Source organism: Okeania sp. SIO2C2, from assembly GCF_010692625.1.
Classification (GTDB): Bacteria; Cyanobacteriota; Cyanobacteriia; order Cyanobacteriales; family Microcoleaceae; genus Okeania; species Okeania hirsuta.
In genome coordinates this window covers 1-20,637 of sequence record NZ_JAAHGM010000065.1, presented here as the reverse complement: position 1 = coordinate 20,637, position 20,637 = coordinate 1, and the positions used below count along the sequence as shown (strand labels likewise).

12 protein-coding genes and 1 pseudogene are annotated in these 20,637 nt (G+C 36.8%); 5 read left to right on the top strand and 8 right to left on the bottom strand.

Going from position 1 to position 20,637, the window contains the following annotated elements; all coding sequences use genetic code 11:
* Positions 1–156: 156 nt before the first annotated feature.
* Positions 157–1,335: a citrate/2-methylcitrate synthase gene (locus F6K18_RS30215; RefSeq protein ID WP_287526433.1), complete on the top strand. Its 1,179-nt coding sequence runs from the start codon at positions 157–159 to the stop codon at positions 1,333–1,335.
* Positions 1,336–1,657: 322 nt separating this feature from the next.
* The gene (locus F6K18_RS30210) at positions 1,658–2,842 is read left to right on the top strand and encodes a hypothetical protein (protein WP_287526432.1); all 1,185 of its coding nucleotides are present in this window, start codon (positions 1,658–1,660) and stop codon (positions 2,840–2,842) included.
* A 14-nt stretch (positions 2,843–2,856) separates the two neighbouring features.
* Here the strand turns inward: F6K18_RS30210 and F6K18_RS30205 are convergent, their stop codons facing one another.
* From F6K18_RS30205 to F6K18_RS30195, 3 genes are all read right to left on the bottom strand, one after another.
* Entirely contained in the window at positions 2,857–4,206 is a 1,350-nt protein-coding gene (locus tag F6K18_RS30205; RefSeq protein ID WP_287526430.1) for a flippase, read from the bottom strand.
* A 498-nt stretch (positions 4,207–4,704) separates the two neighbouring features.
* The gene (locus tag F6K18_RS30200; protein ID WP_287526428.1) at positions 4,705–6,075 is read right to left on the bottom strand and encodes an RNA-guided endonuclease TnpB family protein; all 1,371 of its coding nucleotides are present in this window, start codon (positions 6,073–6,075) and stop codon (positions 4,705–4,707) included.
* A 586-nt stretch (positions 6,076–6,661) separates the two neighbouring features.
* A complete protein-coding gene (locus tag F6K18_RS30195; protein ID WP_287526426.1) occupies positions 6,662–7,057 on the bottom strand; it encodes a hypothetical protein in 396 nt (131 codons plus the stop codon).
* A gap of 995 nt (positions 7,058–8,052) precedes the next feature.
* Between F6K18_RS30195 and F6K18_RS30190 the strand changes: the two genes are divergently transcribed.
* From F6K18_RS30190 to F6K18_RS30180, 3 genes are all read left to right on the top strand, one after another.
* Positions 8,053–9,339 (top strand): NAD(P)/FAD-dependent oxidoreductase, encoded by a 1,287-nt coding sequence (locus F6K18_RS30190; RefSeq protein WP_287526424.1) that lies wholly within the window; start codon positions 8,053–8,055, stop codon positions 9,337–9,339.
* An 822-nt stretch (positions 9,340–10,161) separates the two neighbouring features.
* Positions 10,162–11,208, top strand: a complete 1,047-nt coding sequence (gene mtnA, locus F6K18_RS30185; RefSeq protein ID WP_287526422.1) for an S-methyl-5-thioribose-1-phosphate isomerase — start codon at positions 10,162–10,164, stop codon at positions 11,206–11,208.
* Positions 11,209–11,739: 531 nt separating this feature from the next.
* Positions 11,740–12,456, top strand: a complete 717-nt coding sequence (locus tag F6K18_RS30180) for a PEP-CTERM sorting domain-containing protein (protein ID WP_287526420.1) — start codon at positions 11,740–11,742, stop codon at positions 12,454–12,456.
* Between the two features lie 199 nt (positions 12,457–12,655).
* On the opposite strand, the gene F6K18_RS30175 is transcribed toward F6K18_RS30180, so the two are convergent.
* From F6K18_RS30175 to F6K18_RS30155, 5 genes and pseudogenes are all read right to left on the bottom strand, one after another.
* Positions 12,656–14,539 (bottom strand): serine/threonine-protein kinase, encoded by a 1,884-nt coding sequence (locus F6K18_RS30175; RefSeq protein ID WP_287526417.1) that lies wholly within the window; start codon positions 14,537–14,539, stop codon positions 12,656–12,658.
* Positions 14,540–15,032: 493 nt separating this feature from the next.
* Positions 15,033–16,931, bottom strand: a complete 1,899-nt coding sequence (locus F6K18_RS30170) for a serine/threonine-protein kinase (RefSeq protein WP_287526414.1) — start codon at positions 16,929–16,931, stop codon at positions 15,033–15,035.
* Between the two features lie 747 nt (positions 16,932–17,678).
* Positions 17,679–18,092 (bottom strand): hypothetical protein, encoded by a 414-nt coding sequence (locus tag F6K18_RS30165; RefSeq protein WP_287526411.1) that lies wholly within the window; start codon positions 18,090–18,092, stop codon positions 17,679–17,681.
* A 329-nt stretch (positions 18,093–18,421) separates the two neighbouring features.
* The gene (locus F6K18_RS30160; RefSeq protein ID WP_287526408.1) at positions 18,422–20,014 is read right to left on the bottom strand and encodes an Hsp70 family protein; all 1,593 of its coding nucleotides are present in this window, start codon (positions 20,012–20,014) and stop codon (positions 18,422–18,424) included.
* 315 nt (positions 20,015–20,329) lie between these two features.
* Positions 20,330–20,637: pseudogene (locus F6K18_RS30155) on the bottom strand (IS630 family transposase); the annotation flags it as partial.

The following is a 20,637-nucleotide window of genomic DNA, read 5'->3' as shown; positions in this document are numbered from 1 at the left end:
TTTGACACTACAGTAATTACAGGAAATTATTTCACACAATAAACCGGGTTTATTACCCTAATTTTTGTTGTTCAAATCACGAAATTTCGTTGATAAGCCCGGTTTCTGCGTAAGTCCTGCCAAGGTTATTTAGACATTAGAAGGAGTTATTGTAGCATGGAATATCAATATCACGGTACAGATATAGACGGACCTACCCTTAATCCAGAGGAACTGTATGTTCGGAATAAGAACCTGAACGACCTAATTGGTAATTTGACGTTTACTGGGGCTATTTATCACTTATTGATGGGCAAAGAGGCAACTCCATCCCAAGAACAACTTCTTGATCGCTATCTTACCAGTGCCCTATCTTCTGTAACAGAGAAGGATACAGCTATAGAAGTGATTAAAACTGTAGTCGCTTCGGGTGCAACTTATTCTCAGGCAATTATTGCAGGGTTAATGGTTGACAAAACGAAATCATTTGAACAGACGATCGCGCTAGTTGACTTGGAGGCAATAGGATTGGATCGAGACAGTCAAATTGGACTATATTATGTCGGTCTAATTCCTTCCTTAATGGCTATTGCTCTCGAAAGTATCCAGTGGGTTAAGGAAAATAAGGAAAAATTTTTTCACAGTCAAAAAATTGATGGGAAAAGAGTTTTGACTGAGGGGAAAGACTATATTGAATCTATATTTACGCTTTGTACTAACAGAAATTTTAGCAACTCAACTGAGAGAAAAATATTCAACGATATTATGGTTAGCTTGCACGCTGGTTGGGGGTTTCTTGCTCCCTCAGTCATGTTGCCCAGGGTTGCCACGAGTACGAGAGTTCCTGTGCACCAAGCGATCGCAGCAGGTTTTACAGCGGCAGGACCATCCCACGTGGGAGCTTGCGAAAAAGCAATGGAGTTTTTTACTGCCGTTCACAAACAATGTTCGGGAGATATAGAAGCGGTAACGATCAAGATATTGGAAGATCGCCTAGCTAAAAAGGAGAAGATCCACGGTTTTGGACACCCAATGTTTAAGGTAGATTCAAGAAACCCTCGTTTACGGTCAATTATATCGGAGTTAGATATGCGATCGAACTTTCTTCAAATTTATGATATTACGGCAGAGTTTTTGAAAGAGAAACGGGGAATTTATCCAAACATTGATAGCATTAGCGCTGCTGTATTTTTGTCTCTGGGAATGAGACCTCCTTATGGAACGGGACTATTCCTCTGTTCGCGGACTTCGGCAATGGTTGCTCATATTCTGGAGCAAAAAGATAAACCTCCTTTTGGTGCTACCAGTAAGGAGATTCGCAAATGGTTTGGCCCCTTTGCTGTCGGTGTGAAGTGAAAATTAATAGATTTGAGAGCATATAAATGAGTATGGAGGTGTGGGGACTAACCCTTACTGCTCCCAGGAGCAAAAGTTTAGAGGCATTGCATAGAAGAATGAATTATAGTTAAGACTTACGCAGATACGCTATATATAGCGCTAAAAACTATTGTCCAATAGTCTTTGGGATCTATAAATAGTGCCTTTGCGTAAGTCCTGATAGTTTTAAACTTATAAAGTAAAAGATAGGGTTAACTTTTTCTGCAAAGATTCATCCTTTGGTTTAGCAACGCCCCATTTTTTAGAAGTAAGTTATTCTAGAAATACCAGGAAAAATTTGATGAGCGAAGCAAGGTTAGAACAGTTGGTCAGTGAAGGGAAGGCGACGATACTTTACATTCATGGAACAGCTAGAAGCGGATCGACGATCACAGAAGTTATTTTTGCCCAGCTAGCGGACGGAGTAATCCATCAGCCTTTTGTGGGTCTGCACGACAAGTTAGGGGGTCTCCTGAGACAGAACAAACTTCTCTTTGATGCTGATATATACGAAGCAGGTTGTGGCTTAATTGCCGATAAGATAGAGGAGATGCTCCAGCAGAAAAGCCACGTTACAATTCTGGTGAAAGAAGTTTCTTGTTTCTTTAATCAGCAAATATGGTGCCAATGGATTCAGATTCCTAAAAAGTTTCTGTTCATAATCCGAGAACCTCATTTACAGTATCTATCATGGTTATCCTATATGGCTGACTTGATGTTTAAGGGTAATGGCTTATTGATGGGGAATCCTGCTTTAGTAATGGAGAAGGCTCAGGTTACAGAAGTGGTAAAACTCCAAAGCCTCAAGCCAGCATGGTCGGGAACAACCATTAGTTATAACTTCCAGCAATGGCAGAGGCTAATTCACGATTGGAATGTGCTGCGATCAACAATGACGGGAAGTTCAAAAAAACTGGCAGTTTTGGATTTGATTGAACTCAGGAAAAATCCAGAATATGCAATTGCTAAGACAATTGAGCAATTGGGTTTTGAAGTTGATAATGTCAAGGAGTTTGGTCGGGATTTACTGGCGCAGTCCCAGGAAAAGATTTTCGATCCCAGAGATAGCAACCGCATTCAAGTTAGGAAGGCACGTAATAGTAATGAAATCCAGCCGTTAGTGCTTGGAGAAGCTATAGAACCCCATGCTTTTCCACTTCAGTCACGAGAGCATATTTGGAAACTTATTCCCATTTACCTTGATCTGCTCTACGCACCAGAAAATATGGCTATGCCATCTTGGCAGCAATTAGAGCAGACTGTGGCAGGGAGCGAAAGCTTGAAACTAGGAGATATTCATCCTTTTGTTGCTTATGCAATCGCCATTTTTCACAAGCAGAAAAAGCTCACACCAGAAATAAATTCTCTGCTAGATAGTATTGTCAATGGCAAAACGAAAACAGCTCTCGGAGAAGAAAAACTCAACTCAGAATTGTTTGGAGATTCCTTTGCTGTGGTGGATGCTTACTGGCAGCAGGCCAACTAATACTAAATCCGGAATTATTGTTGGCGATCGCCTTCCGTCTGGAAGAAACTATAAAAAACAGAAGAGTAAATCCCCAGATTTCTAAACACGAGGACAGTGAGCCAAATATTAGACATTGCCATTGTCAAGCCAGTTGCGATCGCCGCTCCAATGGAGCCGAAGATGGAAATTAATATCCCATTCAAAACTATATTGATTAAGGCGGCATAACCGTAAACAACAACAGCTTGATTTTGATGACCTGTCATTACCATCAACAAACCGACAGAGCCACATAAAGCATTCACCATTTGTCCTAAAACCAGAATCTTTAGCTGCCAGTGAGCGACGATGAATTCCGGCCCAAACAGTCCCATCACAGGCTGAGCGAAGACAATGAGGATAGAACCGATGGCGAGAGAAAACCAGAAAATCCAGACAGTCACCTTGGAGACTAGGTTTTGTAGCCCCTGCTGATCGTTTTGGGTGTAAAGCTCAGTAAATACAGGTGCAACTACAATATTAATGGTCTGCAAAATAAAAGCCACCCAAATGGCTGTCTTTACTGCCGCACTGTAAATACCCGCCTGCTCAGGTCCAATCAAGGAACCCACCATCACAATATCTGTTTGACTCAAAATAGTTTTAAATCCCACTTGTAATAGCAAAACTAGGGCAATGTCTATCCACTCGCGATAGCAATAAACAGGGGTTGTTACCTCAACCTCTTTGTTCAGTTTGCTCCACAACTGCCAGAACTGAAACGAGAGGGCGATCGCTAGCATCAACATTGCCAGTTCGATTGTTGTGATGCTGCCAAGGGCGTGGTTTTTGTGCCAAAAAAACCATCCTCCTAACAGCAATAATATTGGCCAGATTACTTCAGAAGGTGCGTAAGCTAAAGTTACATCTTTCATCCCCCTAGCTGTTTCCAACTGCAACTGCACCAAAGCCTGTAGCGGTACCAACCAAATCCCAATCAGAAGTGGTGTCGCGTAGGCAAAGGTGTGATAATGATTCAGCAACAATATAAGACCTGTACTTGCTAGAGATAGCCCGAAACTCGTCAACACAGTCAGCAACCAGCCACCACGGACGATGCCGCGCAAGCGTCCCCAATCTTGTTTAACTTGGTATTCAGCAATTAAGCGTAACGCTGTGCGAGGCAAACCTAGTCCGGCGGGAATTGCGATTAACAATGACCAAGAGATGACATACTCATAAATGCCGTACTCAGTTTTTCCCATCCATCGTGCCAGAAATACTTGTACTAAGTATGTCAGTGTTAGCCCCGCTAATTTGAGAATTAATGCTACTTTGACATCTTTAATTATAAGGTTTAAATTGAAATTTTCTTGAGTTTGTGGTAATGAGGTTTGAGTCATAAATGCTAATTCATTAATTATTCCAAAGGGCGGTTCTATTCCTCATAGGAACTAGACCAGAAATACTCCTTCACTAACCGATCAAATTGGGCGCTCACAGCTAACATGACATAATAAACACCATAGAGTCGCTATTATTTCCATTGGTTTTTCTGAGCATTATCGCTCTTTTACTCCTGAGCTGGTATTATCAGTAATTGACAATTCCCAATTGACATTAATGGGAAAATCACCAAATATTCCCGGGCTAGAGTTTACCACATAACCCTAAAATATGAAGATAATACCAATTTGATCAATGTTTGCTACAAATTGTAAATTGCAAGTGGTTATTCCTAATTTCACAGACTCTTCATATCAAGCACCTATTTCTGCGAAACTTACTGAACTTTAAAATAAAACCTTTTAACTCATAGTGTTATGGTGTTTAATTTTGGCGATCGCTCTAAGCATACTCGTGTTTTGCCGGGAATTACAGTCAATATTACCGTTTCATCATCAAATAAATTTGGGTAAAACTACTGAGCTTGTAAATCCTATCAATTGACATCCTCCCGACGCTGCTATACGCGAGACAGCGCGGGATTCCCTAGCATTGCTGTTAGGGGCTTTCTGCCTCATCGCACCTGTCCTCTGGGATTTGTTCCCTTCAGAGCTTACGGTCGCTCCGCAGACTGACACTGCTAGCCCAGCAGCCTTCTTGGTGGGCGTTCCCTTGCGTCTATCGCCGACGCGGGTTCCCATCCGCAAAATGTTTATACTTGCATTTATATCCCGATCATGGTGACTACCACAGGAGTGGCAATCCCACTCTCTAATCTTTAGAGGTAATTTTTCTACTACATGACCACAGTTAGAACAACGTTTTGTTAGCGAAGCTCCTCTGAAAGAGGCACTCGGAAAATATCTATCAATCTTGATTAACTCCCTTCCATACCATTCTGCTTTGTATTCTAGCTGTCTGACTATTTCTCCCCAGTTAGCATCACTGATAGCCCTAGCTAATTTGTGGTTTTTGACCATGTTTTTTACTGCCAAGTCCTCAACTACTATCGTTTGGTTTTCTCTAATTAGTTGGGTTGTCAGTTTATGGGTGTAGTCTTCTCTTGAATCTTTAATCTTGGCGTGTATCCTAGCTACTTTAAGTCTGGCTTTCTGATAGTTATTTGTTCCCTTGGTTTTTCTATCTAGAGACTTAAGCGCTAACCTCAGTTTTTTGTGTAGCTTGTTCAGATTCTTAGGGTTAGCTACTTTTTCTCCATCACTGGTAGTTATTAAACTGGTAATCCCTAAGTCAATCCCGATTTGTTTTTTGACTGGCTTAAGCTTCAAATCTCTGGTATCATTAACTCTTAGAGATACAGACCATCTACCACAGGGGCCAAGTTTGACAGTAATTGTACTAGGCACACAGTTTGGGGGCAGTTGCCTGCTCCATCTAATGGGTAATGGTTCTGCACATTTGGCTAAATAGACTTGACCATTTTCCCACTTAAATGCAGACTTTGTAAATTCAGCACTACCACCGTTGCGCTTTTTCTTGAAGTTAGGATATTTAGCCCGCCCACTAAAAAAGTTAGTGTTTGCGTAGCATTCCGTAGGAAAAGCTGTTTGTAAATGTCTTAAGCCTTGCTGCAATGGAACACTGCTTACTTCTGTGAGAAAATCTAAATCTTCCTGTTTTTTCCAGTTGGTAAGCATAGCAGAAGTTTGCTTGTAGCTGACTCGCTCTTTGTTGTCATACCAACCTTGAGCTCTTGCAGCTAAAGCTTTGTTATAGACCAAACGTACACAACCCAAGGTTCTCCTCAACAGATTTTCCTGTTCTGGAGTTGGGTAAAACCTAAATTTGTACGCTTTTTCAACCATCTACTGTTTGCTTTTCGACCTTGACATTTTAACAGGTTATGTGTAAAACCGCTCTTATTGATTGGCATTCCCATACGGGAGAGCGCCGTATGGGAATGCCAATATTTAGATAAATTTGGGTAAAACTACTGAAATTGCAAATTATAAAGTTCTATAGTATACTCAATAAGCTCTAAAATTAAAGGAAAATATATAATGGATCAACGCTCAGAATCTAATGCTTCTAATAGTTAGACTGCTGTTAATCGCCGTTCCCAAACAAACCTGTTGAATTTAAACAGCTCTAATTCACTGATTAAAGCGGTTTTAGGTACTTGCTCTGGTTGTAGCCAAGACCCCTGCGAGTGCTAGAGTCATGTGCTAAATGCTACTGTATTTTTGTCTGGGTACATCTATTAAAATTTTTATAAAAACAGTAGAGAGGGGTTAACGGTCGTTAACCCCTACTATATTTGGTGGTTATATCATGTCCGGATAATTAGTGATGAAAAAATTTTCTTCTCTCTTCTTTCTTCCTGATAGGAACATTCTATGGCATATCCCTACAATGGTTGCTCGAAAAGACTGGTAGAATTTCTGAAAAATTCTATTTGTGCTTTAACATTGAACTAGCACCCATAGCACCAAATGCTAATAAGCCTAAAACTGAAGCAGGTTCAGGAGTTGAAGCTGGATTTACTGGTGCAGGATTGAAAGTAAAGTCATCAATAATAATGCCTCCAGATTGGTTAATCTCAAATCGAGTAATACCAGCACCGGATATAGATAAAGTTTGTGCTGCTAGAGCTGCAAAAGTGTCAGAAGCAACAAGGTTGTCAAACTCATCGAAACCTAGAAGAGTTACAGTATCAGTATCAAACCCAACATCACCTGCAAAGACTGAAACAAAATCAACTGCTTCTGTAAAGAAACCACTAATATTTCCTCCAATAAAACTGGCATTTGTGGCAGCGTTTATTCCAGATTGAGGAAGTAGACCCAAACCTTGAATAATAATTAGGTCGTCATCAAAAACAACACCTAAATCACTAAAAGTATCACCGGAGATAGTTTCAAAATCGTTAAATCCCTCAAAATCAAGAGTTACTGCTTTAGCTGAGTTATTCCCTATGAAAATAGGAGCTAAAATAGCAACAGTGGCTAAACTTTTTACGGTCTACGACCGTAAAAAGTTGATTGCATTTTTTTTGTTTACTTGACTAACCATGATAATTACTCTCCATGCAGATGTTGACTTTATTTACAGTAAGTTAAGTTTCTTTGATTAACTTAACTATGAATATAGTTACATAAGCATTTTGTGAGACGCAAGTGGTTATTAATAGTCAATCCCCTTGGTAAATACCATCATCGAAAAACACTAAATTATTTATCTCAAGAGCATTTGAAGATTTGTCTAAGAAATGTTATAAAAGTTTAATTAAAGATCGAACTTCACAGAATCTTTAATCAAAGCTCCCCAAACTTCATAGAATCTTTATAAAAGCATATTTATGGATCATAAATTTTTCTCAATATCCATAATTTATGTTTCAATAATTGATAATGGATAATTGATAATTACCTATCCCTAAAAGGAAGAGGATTGAATAAAAGGAAAATTTTTTCTCTCTTGGTCGATTGGATATGACGTTAGCGGAGCGGCTCTGCAAGAGCGGGTCTCCTCGCCATCCCACCCTACGGGAAGCTACGTTAACGACCGCTTGTTTCTCCTTTAAAGGAGAAGATTTTTACCTTAATTATTCGGTAAATTTTAAGAAGGGGACAGTTTTTTAGGATGGGCAAGTATCGTACCATTTCTCAAAAACTTTTCTAAATTTTCTATAGTTGAAGTGTTGCCTAAGTATAGTATTACTTTTGGTAATCTCTTCCGGAGTACTGCGCAAAACCTGTCTGTCGCTTCGGATGAAAATACGTTGTAATGTGTAAGTCCTACAAAATATTTTCTCAAATATTTCTATGAGTAAATCAGAAATTATGAACAGTAAAAATGAATTTAATGTGGTAGTTATTGGAGCGGGTCCAGCAGGTTGTCAATGTGCTAGAAGTTTGGCAAAATTGGGACGCAAAGTTTTATTAGTTGAACAACACGAAACATTTAATAAAAATGACTTTTCTAGTGCTGCAACTCCTCAAGAAACTCTCAATAAATTTGATTTGCCAGAAACAGTGGTAGGTAGTTATTGGCAGAAAATTAGTATTGTGACAACTAATGTTAATCATACCTGGGCATCACCAAAAATATTAGGAGCAGTTTTAAATTTTGCCAAACTTAGAGAATTTTTGGCGGGAGAAGTGGAAAGTTATGGCGGTAAAGTTTGGATGGGTTGTCGCTACACAAAACATTTTCAAGAAGAGGGAAAGACTATTGTAGAAATGAGGCGTTTGGGGGGTGAAAAATTTACTGTTAGTACAGAAGTTTTGGTTGATGCAACGGGACCTGCAAGGGCAGTAATGTATGACAAAAAAAGTAGGAAACCTCAATTTTTAACGGCTGCGGGAATTGAATATTTAATCGAAGTTGAAGGAAGAGAATATGAGAAATACGCTAAGGATTTGATTTTTTTCTTAGGTCATAAATGGATGCCAAAGGGTTATTCTTGGATTTTTCCTATGGAACCAGAAAAGCACAGATTAAAAATAGGTGTGGCGCGGTTTAATTTAGAACATCAACAAATAGTTGAAACAAAATCTATGAGATGGTATCTAGAATTATTGATTAAAGATTATATGAAACTTGAGGAGTATGAATTAATTGATTCTCATGGTTCAACTGTTAGATATTCTGTGGGATTAAAGGATATTTATTACCAAGATAATATTATTGCTATTGGTGATGCTGTTTCTACTATTAATATGTTGGGTGGGGAAGGAATTAGACATGGTATGGATAATGCAGAAATTGCTAGTAAGTATATAGAAAAATATCTCGATCGACGCTTATCTAGTTTTCGTTCCTACCAAAGAGAAATGCAGAGACGATATGCCATAAAATGGAACATTTCTGAACAAATGGGGCGCAGAAGATATATGCAAGATAGTGATGAGTTGATTGATAAAGGAGTGAATTATTTAAAATCTTTGACAGTAGAGGATATGATGAATATTTTATTTGCATACAATTTTCAAAAGTTATATAAAGGACTGGGTAAGTATATACAACGCAAGGTAAAATTAGGATGGCAACAAATGCAAGCATTCAGCGGTCAGCTATCAGCTATCAGCTATGAGTTATTAACTCATTATTTTGGTAGGAAGAATTAGACATCTCCTCCAAAAGAGGGATTCAACAATTAATAATTAATAATTAATAATTAATAATTAATAATTAATAATTAATAATTAATAATTAATAATGATATGAAATCCGGTTATACAGTTATCGCACTTTCTACTTCCATTCAATGCAGATATAAAATGCACCGAATATCTCCAGATAATTCCCACTATCATCCTTCCTTTCTCCTGACTCCTGACTCCTGACTACTGACTCCCTTCGCGATACGATAACAATTACCCGGATTCTATATTACCGAATTATTAATTATTAATAATTAAATAATTCGCGCCTTGAAGCCTCCCCTTTTAAGGGGAAAAAAAAGAAATAATATCTCCTGATATTCAATCAAGAGCGGTTTTAACTAGAGGTAATTATCAATTATCAATTATCCATTATCAATTAATGAACTCTCCTTTAAAACGGATAGGATTGACTCAAAGGAAAATTTTTCTTTATTATCCCCTTCAAAGGGGAGGCTTTAAACCACAATTTTTGGTAAGGAGTAGTAGGGGTAAAGAATTGATAATTTATGTGGGATAATTAATTTGATTTTTTGTTATTGGAGATGTCTATTTAAAATTACTATAATTGTTGGGTTGCCCTGTCGCTTAGAGCTGATTTATAAAGTAAATATTAAGAGGCTGAAATTCTTGCAATACAAGGGTTTTGGCAGTTATAGCCCAACAATACTTAAATTCCTGAGAGTTAGATTACATAAGGGTTTTAGCTAAGTTTACAAATCAGCTCTTAATCCAACCTACTATTTATCTGAATTGGATATTATCTATGATATATGAGGAAAAATTATGATGTCTAAAATTACAGAGGTTAATCCGATTATTTGGCAAAATGACCGTGTTGTATTAATCGACCAAACTTGCCTACCAGGAGAATATAAAACTGTAGAAATTAATAACTCTACGGAGATGGCAAGAGCTATTAAAACAATGATAGTTCGTGGGGCACCAGCTATTGGTGTATCGGCAGCTTATGGAATGTATTTAGGGGCAAAAGAAATTTCTATAACTGATAGAAATGAGTTCTTAAAACGGTTAGAAGAAGTGGCTGTTACGTTACGAAAAACTCGCCCAACTGCTGTTAATTTATTTTGGGCAATTGAGCGAATGTTAAAAGTAGCAAATGAAACGAATAGCTCTGTAGAAGAAATTCAAACGGCTTTATTAGAAACTGCTAAAAATATTCAAGCAGACAATTTACAAACTTGTAAAAATATTGGCGATCGCGGAGTTGAAGTTTTACCGACTTCTCCAGAAAAATTAAACATTTTAACTCACTGTAATGCTGGTGCTTTGGCGGGTACTGCAGTCTTAAATGTCTTTAGTTCAGCGTGGCGAGGGGGTAAACTAGGGAAAGTCTATGCGGATGAAACTCGTCCTCGTCTCCAAGGTGCAAAACTCACGACTTGGGAATGCGTACAAGAAGGTATTCCTGTTACCTTAATAAGTGATAACATGGCTGCTCACTGTATGAAACAAGGTTTAATTCATGCTGTAGTAGTTGGAGCTGATAGAATTGCTGCTAACGGAGATACTGCTAATAAAATTGGTACTTATAGTTTAGCTATTGTTGCGAAGGCACATAATATTCCCTTTTTTGTGGCAGCACCTTTATCAACAATAGACTTCAAAATATCTGATGGTAGTCAAATACCAATTGAAGAGAGAGATGCAGTGGAAATATATCAAGTAGGAGAAACACGCATTTGTCCGGAAGGAGTAGAATTTTATAATCCAGCATTTGATGTTACCCCTGCGGAATTAATTGCAGGAATTATGACAGAATACGGTACAGTTGCGCCGGGAGATTTGAAACAGTTTCAGGCTCAACTCTAAAGTATAGCAGAAGGAAAGGGGAAAAATTTGGCGTTGTCTAAGTTTTACTTTTGATATGTCCTAACTTTTCCTTCAACTACGCTCGCAGCTAGATTACACAATAACTTTAAATTATTTTACTTGATCTTTTCCCAAAAATCCAATTATTTTATCACTCCTAAACTTCCTAGTTGTACTATCAAATCTAGCTTCATCAAAACTTCATAATTTATTTTTGTATAAGTATGCACCTCAAAGGTTTATTTGGCAATTAATTCCACTAATTTAAACTACTAAAAACACCATCAGAAAAATTGAAGTTTCAGTAAAGAAGCCCAAAAATCCTTGCAAACAAAATTGGGTTGCGTGATAATACATATACTGAATTTGAAAAAGCTTTATCTAAGCAGATTCACTTAAATTCACTGCCCTTTAAAAATGTTCTGTCATATCTAACTTACTTCGCAAGCTCTCTGATTGTGCTTGTGGGTAGGTTTAGTTGAACAGTCAGAAGAATTTTAAACTACCTTTTGATTACTGTAAACTTAGCTATTGCTCGATAAGACCATTTACATGATTAAACTTACAACTGTTGCCAAGTATGCTTCAACTGCCGCCCTAGGTGCTACCCTGATTGCCCTAGATACCATGGCAGCCCAAGCATTTACTTTATTTAGCGATCGTGCAGCATTTAATGCAGCAACCCCTAGTCTGACTCTAGAAGATTTTGAGGAGAATGGCCTTGCTGATGATAGCGTTTTTTTATTTCCAGTCCTGAATAACGCAACTGCACCCTGGATTGAGCCTGGATTAGAATTCTCTTCTATAGGACCAGCCCCCACTGATATGGTTTTGCTCACAGAGGGTTTTGCTGGTGCACCTTCTGATCTAATTGGTCCTAACTTTTTTGTGAATGACTTAAATTTTGAATTGAGTTTTACAGATCCAATTAATGCAGTTGGCTTCGATCTATTTGGTTTGGCAAATCCTGGAGAAACCACTGTCACTATCCTGGGCACCAGTGGTGAGATAACCTCTCGAGTTGTTCCAGCAAATCTTGTAGGGACTTTCTTTGGAATTTTTGCTCCTGGCGAGTCCATCACAGCAATTCAATTCTCTAATTCAAATCCTGAATTTTTGGGTGAGCTTATTGATAATGTTGCATTTAGCATGGTGCCAGTGCCAGAACCTGCTTCTTTATTAGGTTTACTTGGAGTCAGTGCTTTAGGTGCTATTTCCCTCAAGTGCAAACATAAGCAAAACAAATAGGTTCACAGCCTCAATTTAGTGCCAACCTAATTATCAAACGACTATTTTTTATTTTACTGGAAGACGTACCTGAAAATATTGAAAATATTAGGTAGGGTATGTCTCCTAATTTTAGCAGTTTTAATAGTTCTCTAAACCACGATCAATCAAAGTTTCAAATGTATTAAGTAAGCCTTACTTAAAGCACTGACTTACCCTTTTATTCACAACGCCAAATTTTGACGGTATTGTCACTACTTCCACTCACAATTGTATTATCATAACTGCTAATTGCTACAGAATTTACATCCTTAGAATGGCCGTTTAAAGTCTTAATAACTTCTCCAGTTTCCATCTGCCAAATCTTAATAGTTTTATCTGCACTACCACTAATTATTGTTTTTTTATCCAAACAAATTACAGACCTAACTAAATCTGAATGCCCAGTAATTGTTTTGATTAATTTACCTGTTTCTACAGACCATAATTTAATTGTTTTATCACTACTACCACTTACTAAAACTTTACCATCAGGACTAAAAGCAATTGTATTAATATCTCTACTATGTCCGATTAATTTATCTATAAGATTACCTGTTTCTACTTCCCATAATTTAATTACATTATCGCTACTACCACTAGCTAGAATTTTGCCATCGGGACTAAAAGCAACTACATTAATGCCACGAGAATTTTTGATGCTGTACAAAAGTTGACAAGTTTCTTGATGCCAAATTTTAATAGTCCGATCGTCACTGCCACTGGCAATAAAATCTCCATTTGGGCTAAATACTACTGGCATTGAAACAATAGAATCAGAATGTCTGGATAAACTGCAACTGATTGTACCTGTAGCTAAATCCCAAATATTAATAATTCCACCAACATTACCAATAGCTAAGATATTACTTTGAGGATTAAAAGCAATTGATAAAACTATATTAGAAGCCACAAAAGAGTCTAATAATTCTCCTGTAGATAATTTCCACAATTTAATTTTCCGGTCAAAACTACCACTAGCAATCATTTGATTATCTGGGCTAATAGCAACTGATGAAACTGAACTTAAATGACCGGAAATAGTTTGAGGTTTTCCCCAAGAATAAAGATGTAATCCTGGTACATAATTTGTATCTTTGAGAGAAATTTTTGGGAATGAAAGTTTGAGTAAAGATGGTGTAGGTGCGGGTGGTAATTTCCCATGATTCAAATCTTTTAAAACATCTGTAGCAGATTTATAACGTTTGTTTGTAGCTTCAGTAATTAATTTATCGAGAATATTTCCCAATTCTTTGCTAATAGGATTATCAATTAAATAATCTCGCCATACCCATTTATTTTCCCCAGTATCAAATAGTTTAAATGGAGAAATATTGGTTAGTAAATTGATACAGGTTACGCCTAAACTGTATAGGTCACTGGCAAATTTTACTCTACCTTTGAGTTGTTCTGGAGCTACATATTCAGGAGTACATACAATTGTGCCTGGTTTAAATATTGGAGTTCCAGTTAATTGTTTTGCTACATCAAAATCTACTAATACAAATTGACCTTTTATTCCGCCTTGATAAGCAGAATTTGATGGTAAACGACGAATTATATTTTCAGGTTTAATATCTTGATGAATAATGTTGTGAGAGTGAATAAATTCTAGCACTGGCAGAAGACTATTTAATAGTTCTCGAATTTGATATTCCGAAAATATTCCTTCTGTTTCTAAAACTTGAGCTAAGTTTTTTCCAGGTATAAATTCTTGGACTAAATATTGAGAATAATCATCATGTAAGTTTGCTAATAATTCAGCTATTTGGGGATGTTTTCCTAAAGTATCTAATTTTTCTGCTTCTTCTTCAAACAAAGCGATCGCTCTTTTTACATCTACTTCATTTTGTGAGATAAAATAAAATTGTTTAATTATACATGGTGGTTTAGAAGGTTTGTCTTGATCTACTGCTAAATAAGTTTTGCTGAAACCTCCTTGACCAATCATTTTAATTGCTCGATAGCGGTCTTTTAGAAGTAACATAGAGTCACAAGTTAAACAAATTCTAGCTTCTGGTGGAGAATTAGGATTTTTGCAGTTTTCTTTGAGGCAATAATTCATATTTTTTCTACTCTCCTAACGATAAAATTTAGTCAGCACACCATATTAACGAAGTCAGAAGTCAGAAGTCAGAAGTCAGAAGTTAACCCACCCCTAACCTCTCCCAGGAGGGGAAGTAGGGGATTTGAGCAACTCTCCAAAAATATTGCGCCTTAAAAGGCGGGGTTTTAGACCCATGTTATTTTGATAATTTTTGAATTTTAACTTTTGACTTTTGACTTAAAAAAGGTGCTTTAGAAGAGCTTAATTGACATAACAATAATTTTTGAATTTTAACTGTTGACTGTTGACTTAAAAAAGGTGTTTTACAAGAGCTTAATTGACATAATAATAACTTTTAACTTTTAACTTTTAACTTTTAACTTTTAACTTTTAACTTTTAACTTTTAACTTTTAACTTTTAACTTTTAACTTTTAACTTTTAACTTTTAACTTTTAACTTTTAACTTTTAACTTTTGACTTTTGACTTTTGACTTTTAAATTTTGACTTTGTTACTGTTGCCAAATTTTAATTGTATTATCACTACTACCACTAGCTAAACTCTTTCCGTCCTGAGAAAAAGTAACAGAATTAACATATTTTAAATGACCTTCTAAATTGGCTATTTGCTGACCTGTTTCCCAATGCCAAATCTTAATAGTTTCATCCTCACTACCACTAGCAATAATATCTCCTTGAGGACTAAAAGCTATGGCACAAATATCTCTTGAATGTCCTTCCAAAGTCTTTAATATTTCACCTTGGTCTATTTGCCAAATTTTAATATTTCGATCGCGACCGCCACTAACTAAAGTTTTACCATCACAGCTAAAAGCAACCGCATAAATATAATGTATCCCTTGATAATAATTGCATAGAGTCTGAACAGCATTACCTAAATTTAGATCCCATAATTTAATCGTATTATCTTCACTTCCACTCGCCAAAATTTTGCCATCAGGACTAAAAGCAACCGCACGCACTGGTCGTGAATGCCCAGTCAAAGTCATTATCACTTTCCCATAGCTAGGTTCATAAATATCGTCCCCAAGTCGCCAAATTTTAATATTATTATCCTTACTTGCGCTAGCCAAAATTTTGCCATCGGGACTGAAAGCGATCGCCGTTACTCCCTTAGAATGACCAAAATATTCTCCCAGACTCCAGTCACCAAGAATACAAAGAAGTTTCCCTGTCTGAACTTCCCAAAGTCTAATAGTTTTGTCTTCACTCCCACTAGCTAAAATTTTGCCATCCTGACTAAAAGCAACAGAGTTGACATAACCAGAATGCCCAAACATAGTCAATATTTCTTTGCCACTATCTACTTCCCACAACTTAACAGTTTCATCCTCACTCCCACTTGCCACAAAATTATCATCAGGACTAAAAGCAACGGAACAAACCCATTTTTGATGACTGGTGAGAGTCTGTAGACATTTCCAAGTTTGAGTCGGTAGGGGTTCAGGTGTAACCTCCGGAGTTTGGATAGCAGTTTGATCTTGAATATGAGTCAAGTTGACTTGAGTATTAGCATTTAAAGTTTTGATGACTTCGTAAACAGACTGATAGCGACGGTTAATAGCATTTTCCACCAGTTTATCTAAAACATAACCCAACTGTTCACTCACAAAATTACTGTTTAAATAACGTCGCCATACCCAAGTACCCTCACCCACATCAAATAACTCAAAAGGCGAAACGTTGGTCAAAAGATGTAAGCAAGTTACCCCTAAACTATATAAGTCACTAGCAAATACTGCTTTGCCTCGGTTTTGTTCGGGAGGAGTATATTCCGGAGAACCGATAGTAGTACCTGTTTTCAAGAGTGCCGTTCCGAGAGCATATTTGGCAGCACCAAAATCTACTAATACTAACTGACTGGTACTGTTTTGACGACGAATAATATTGTCTGGTTTTATGTCACGGTGAATAACGTTGTGAGAGTGGATAAACTGCAACACTGGCAGTAAATTATTGAGTAAAGCTTTAATTTTCTCTTCATTGTAAGGCCCTTCAATTTCCAGAGCTTGGCCTAGATTTTGTCCGGCGATGAATTCTTGAACTAAGTATTGTCGCCCATCCTGGATGAAGTGGGCCATTAATTCGGGGATTTGGGAATGTCTACCCAATTCGTCTAATCTTGTAGCTTCTTTTTCAAAGAGTTCCGCAGCTTTGCTGATATTGTTTGTGCCTTGGGATGCTGGAAAAAATTGTTTAATTACACAATAGGGTTTGGAAGGTTTGTCTTCGTCGATAGCTAAGAATGTTCTGCCAAAACCTCCTTGTCCAATGAGGTTAAGGGGACGATAGCGGTCTTTGAGTAGTAGTTTTGAGCCACAGTTTTGACAATATATATTCCAGTCTGGGTTTTGGGGAATTTGACAGTTGGGGTTGAGGCAATGACTCATGCCGATATTTTTAGCTAAGGATAATATGGCGCTACGCGCAAGTCAAAAGTCAGAAGTCAAAAGTCAAAAGTCAAAAGTCAAAAGTCAGAAGTCATCCCTGACTACCTTTGAGCATTGATAAATGTCCTAACCTATTTGCGTAGTGCTATATTGATTATATTTTGCTTAGGAATTTTTGACTGAATTTGATTATTGGAGTTTATCAATTTATTGTCACTTTTTAAGAATAGGCAAGATAAGTTTTGAGAGTTTTTTATCAACTATATTGTTGTTTCTGTCAGAATTGGCTTAAGTTAAACATAAATTAATTTTTCTTGGTTTTTGTGTGAAGTAGCATTCGCGATCGCTTTTGTAGAAGGAAGAAGGAAGTCAGAAAACTGGTGGAGAAGCAAATTAGTGAAATTTTATCAAGGGAATGTTTTTAGTATCAGTTAAGCGTATGCTATTTACTTCATTATTATTATTGTCAAAAGATTCTGCTGGTTTCATTGTGCTTAACTTATTAATGGGTATTGAAGGGAATCTCATTATTATCTATCCATTTAAGGAAACTGTTCTACTTTGAGTATCCTAACTTCCAAAAATAAAGTTATTACTTGATGTTTATTTCTGTCAAAATCTAATTTTTCAACCTTAGTTATTGACTAAGCAAATATCTACAAATGGAGTTAATACTTGACCCGTCCACAATCCTTCAATTACTTAAGTTTGTTTGTTAAGAAAGTCATAGCATTCTTCAGTATCTTTCTAATGTTCATATATCAACCGAAGTTTATACCGTTCTGAATGGAGAGGTTGAATAAGTAATCTCTCACCTCTAAATGAGGTACTAAAACCATAGTTTTTACCACAAAGCCAACAGATTTTGGCATCAAGAAAAAAGCTGATACTTTCTCCCGGTATAGCTAAAATAAAATCAGATTTTAGTGGTGCAGCGGAGCTCAACCACCCTATATCAAATGGTACACTTGCACCATCTTTAGCCCTAATAATCTCAGGAAATAATCCAAAAGAAAAACTAAAGTAAAGAGGGCGATCGCTATTATTGGTAATCCTAATTCCTATCTCCACCGGATATCCTGGGGACGGATGTAAAGGTCGTGTTGATAGATGTTTTCCTATATCCGAAAGTTTTTGAATTAGGTCTTTTTTAGGAAGCACTAATACCTGTTATTGCACTAGAATTTTAAAGCTAATACCATTAACTTCGATACAATTACTTTCATTCATAAAATATAATTTTTTTTATTTCCTCCTCAAAAATTACATATATATTAGACATCTCCAAAAATTAAAAATTAAAGCAATTATCCTACAGAAATTATCAATTATTTTCCCCTACTCCCTACTCCCTCTTTTATAGAGATGTCTATTGTCTAAAAACATACTAATGCAGGATGGCAGAAATAACTGGTTACAAAATCCTAAAACAATTACAAATCAATACTTTTGACTTTTAACTTTTGACTTTTAACTTCCGCGTAGCGACACTAACTCAACTGGACAACAGCTTGCTCATTTAATAAAATTTCATTAGTCAATAAATCCTCTACAGTTATTCTGAGAAACCTAGATTCATCCACCCAAAACAACACCTTAATTCGATCGCTTCCAGGATTTCCGGGAGGATTTAATTGAGCAATACTACGACCTCCCTCTCGGTCATTTAAAGGTTTTACTACAGTTTGCTCTCCAGATATTTTGCGAGTAATTAGGCGATCGCCATCGAAATAAACTTCTGTCCCACCAGACTCAGCACCCAATTCTCCCAAAATTAATTCAATACTGGGTTGACTATTCACCGAAGCACCCAAAACCAACTCTACAGGATTACTAATTGGATATGGTTGACCAGACTTAATTAAAGGATGCCAACTATGAGTATTTTTCCTTCTATCCCAATAGCGGATACCATAACTGTGATACAAAAAGTCCTTAACCTCAACTCCTTGAGTTAATTGCAATGCTCCCTGAGAAATTGCTTCAAAAGGTTTTTCACAACGAATTTTTGCAGCATCAAAATATTCTTTTACCCACCTTTGAACTGCTGGTATTTGTGCTGTTCCTCCCACCAATAAAACAGCATCAATTTCTGATAATTCTATTCCTTGTCTTTTTGCCTGCTGTAAAACCTGATTCATGGAATTATCAAGACTGACAAAAAATCCCTTTTCCTTGAGAATTTCCTCAAAGTCATCTCGCCCTAATTCCAACTCATAACTTTCTAAATTTTCATCATCAAAATAAACTTCCGTTGCCTGCTGTTGTAAAGACAATTGAATCTTTAACTTTTCTGCCAAACGAGTAGTTAAAGGAGTCTTTTCAATACCTTGATTTTTGACAAAATAATCTACCAACCAATTATCAATATCCGACCCCCCTAAATTCTGTCCTGATTTTGCCAAAACTCTTGCCGTTTTTGCCTTTTGATTTGAACTTTTACCAAAAGATTTTTCACCCCATTTCAGAATAAAACCCAAAGGTTGTTTTTGTGCTGAATTATCCAACCGCACCAAAGATAAATCTAAAGTTCCGCCACCAAAATCAACCACTAATAAAATTTCTGCCTCTTTCATTCCATAACCTAAAGCTGCGGCAGTAGGTTCATCAATCATTCTTACTTGGTCAACCTGTAGAGACTGGCAAACCTCCCCCAACCAATTACGATAAGCCTCAAAACTATCTACCGGAACAGTAAAAATTAAAGATTCTACAGGCAAAGGCACTTTCCGAATACCAGCCACAACTTCTTGTAAAAATAACTCTCCTACTTGTTCAAAAGAGACCAACTGACCATCAAGTTCAGGCAAAAATCCTTTAATATCTGAGCCAATACCCCGCTTAAAATTCCGAAAGAAGCGAGAATCTGTATTCACATCGTAACCTTTATCTCTAACTTGCTGACCTATTACTACTTTCTTTTCAGCAGCATTTTCCACATAAACTAAACTAGGAATTAGAGGTGGATTTTGTCCAGAAATAATTGACAAACCTGGTAATTTAACAATTTCAGGCTGTTGAGTTGTTTGATTCCAACGGGAGATTACCGTGTTACTTGTTCCAAAGTCTATCGCGATCGCCATTCAGCTATCCAATTTAATATGCCATATTACTCAGAATTATAATGAGGATAGCTTGATTTATCAATCACAAACAAGAATAGACATCTCCACCAAATGAGGGAATAGGGAATAGGGAATAGGGAACCCACCCCTAACCCCTCCGGTGGAGGGGAATAATTGATAATTTCTGTACGATAATTGATTTTATTTTTGATTTTTGGAGATGTCTAATGAGGTAACTACTAATTACATTCAAACCAATCTTCACCACCAGGTAATTGGGCTAAATATTCATTGACTAAAATAGCCATTCATCTTCTTTTATATATAGCAATCCTAAATTGGTTGTGGCAAAATTCCATACTGAAAAAGTTTGGGAAAATCGAATATTTGACCATAGCGCAAAAAACTTAAATAGCCACTTAACTATTTTCAAAGAACTACAAAGATGATCAAACTGTCTGATGATTTTTTTGACTTGTAACCAAATATCTTCAACAGGGTTTTGCTCCGGGGCATTCGGGGTAAATTTTGTACAATTTATCAACCATTCTTCTTCTGGTAAATCTTGATTAATTTTTATCAAATATTCTCGAAATTCTTGATAATTATGATAAGTTGCGGCATCCCAAAATATTGCCAAT

What these genes read in the sequence shown, in the direction of transcription:
- F6K18_RS30175 (WP_287526417.1), bottom strand. Translation starts at nt 14,539, where the DNA reads ATGAATTATTGCCTCAAAGAAAACTGCAAAAATCCTAATTCTCCACCA.
- F6K18_RS30200 (WP_287526428.1), bottom strand. Translation starts at nt 6,075, where the DNA reads ATGGTTGAAAAAGCGTACAAATTTAGGTTTTACCCAACTCCAGAACAG.
- F6K18_RS30205 (WP_287526430.1), bottom strand. Translation starts at nt 4,206, where the DNA reads ATGACTCAAACCTCATTACCACAAACTCAAGAAAATTTCAATTTAAAC.
- mtnA (WP_287526422.1), top strand. Translation starts at nt 10,162, where the DNA reads ATGATGTCTAAAATTACAGAGGTTAATCCGATTATTTGGCAAAATGAC.
- F6K18_RS30170 (WP_287526414.1), bottom strand. Translation starts at nt 16,931, where the DNA reads ATGAGTCATTGCCTCAACCCCAACTGTCAAATTCCCCAAAACCCAGAC.
- F6K18_RS30210 (WP_287526432.1), top strand. Translation starts at nt 1,658, where the DNA reads ATGAGCGAAGCAAGGTTAGAACAGTTGGTCAGTGAAGGGAAGGCGACG.
- F6K18_RS30215 (WP_287526433.1), top strand. Translation starts at nt 157, where the DNA reads ATGGAATATCAATATCACGGTACAGATATAGACGGACCTACCCTTAAT.
- F6K18_RS30160 (WP_287526408.1), bottom strand. Translation starts at nt 20,014, where the DNA reads ATGGCGATCGCGATAGACTTTGGAACAAGTAACACGGTAATCTCCCGT.
- F6K18_RS30190 (WP_287526424.1), top strand. Translation starts at nt 8,053, where the DNA reads ATGAACAGTAAAAATGAATTTAATGTGGTAGTTATTGGAGCGGGTCCA.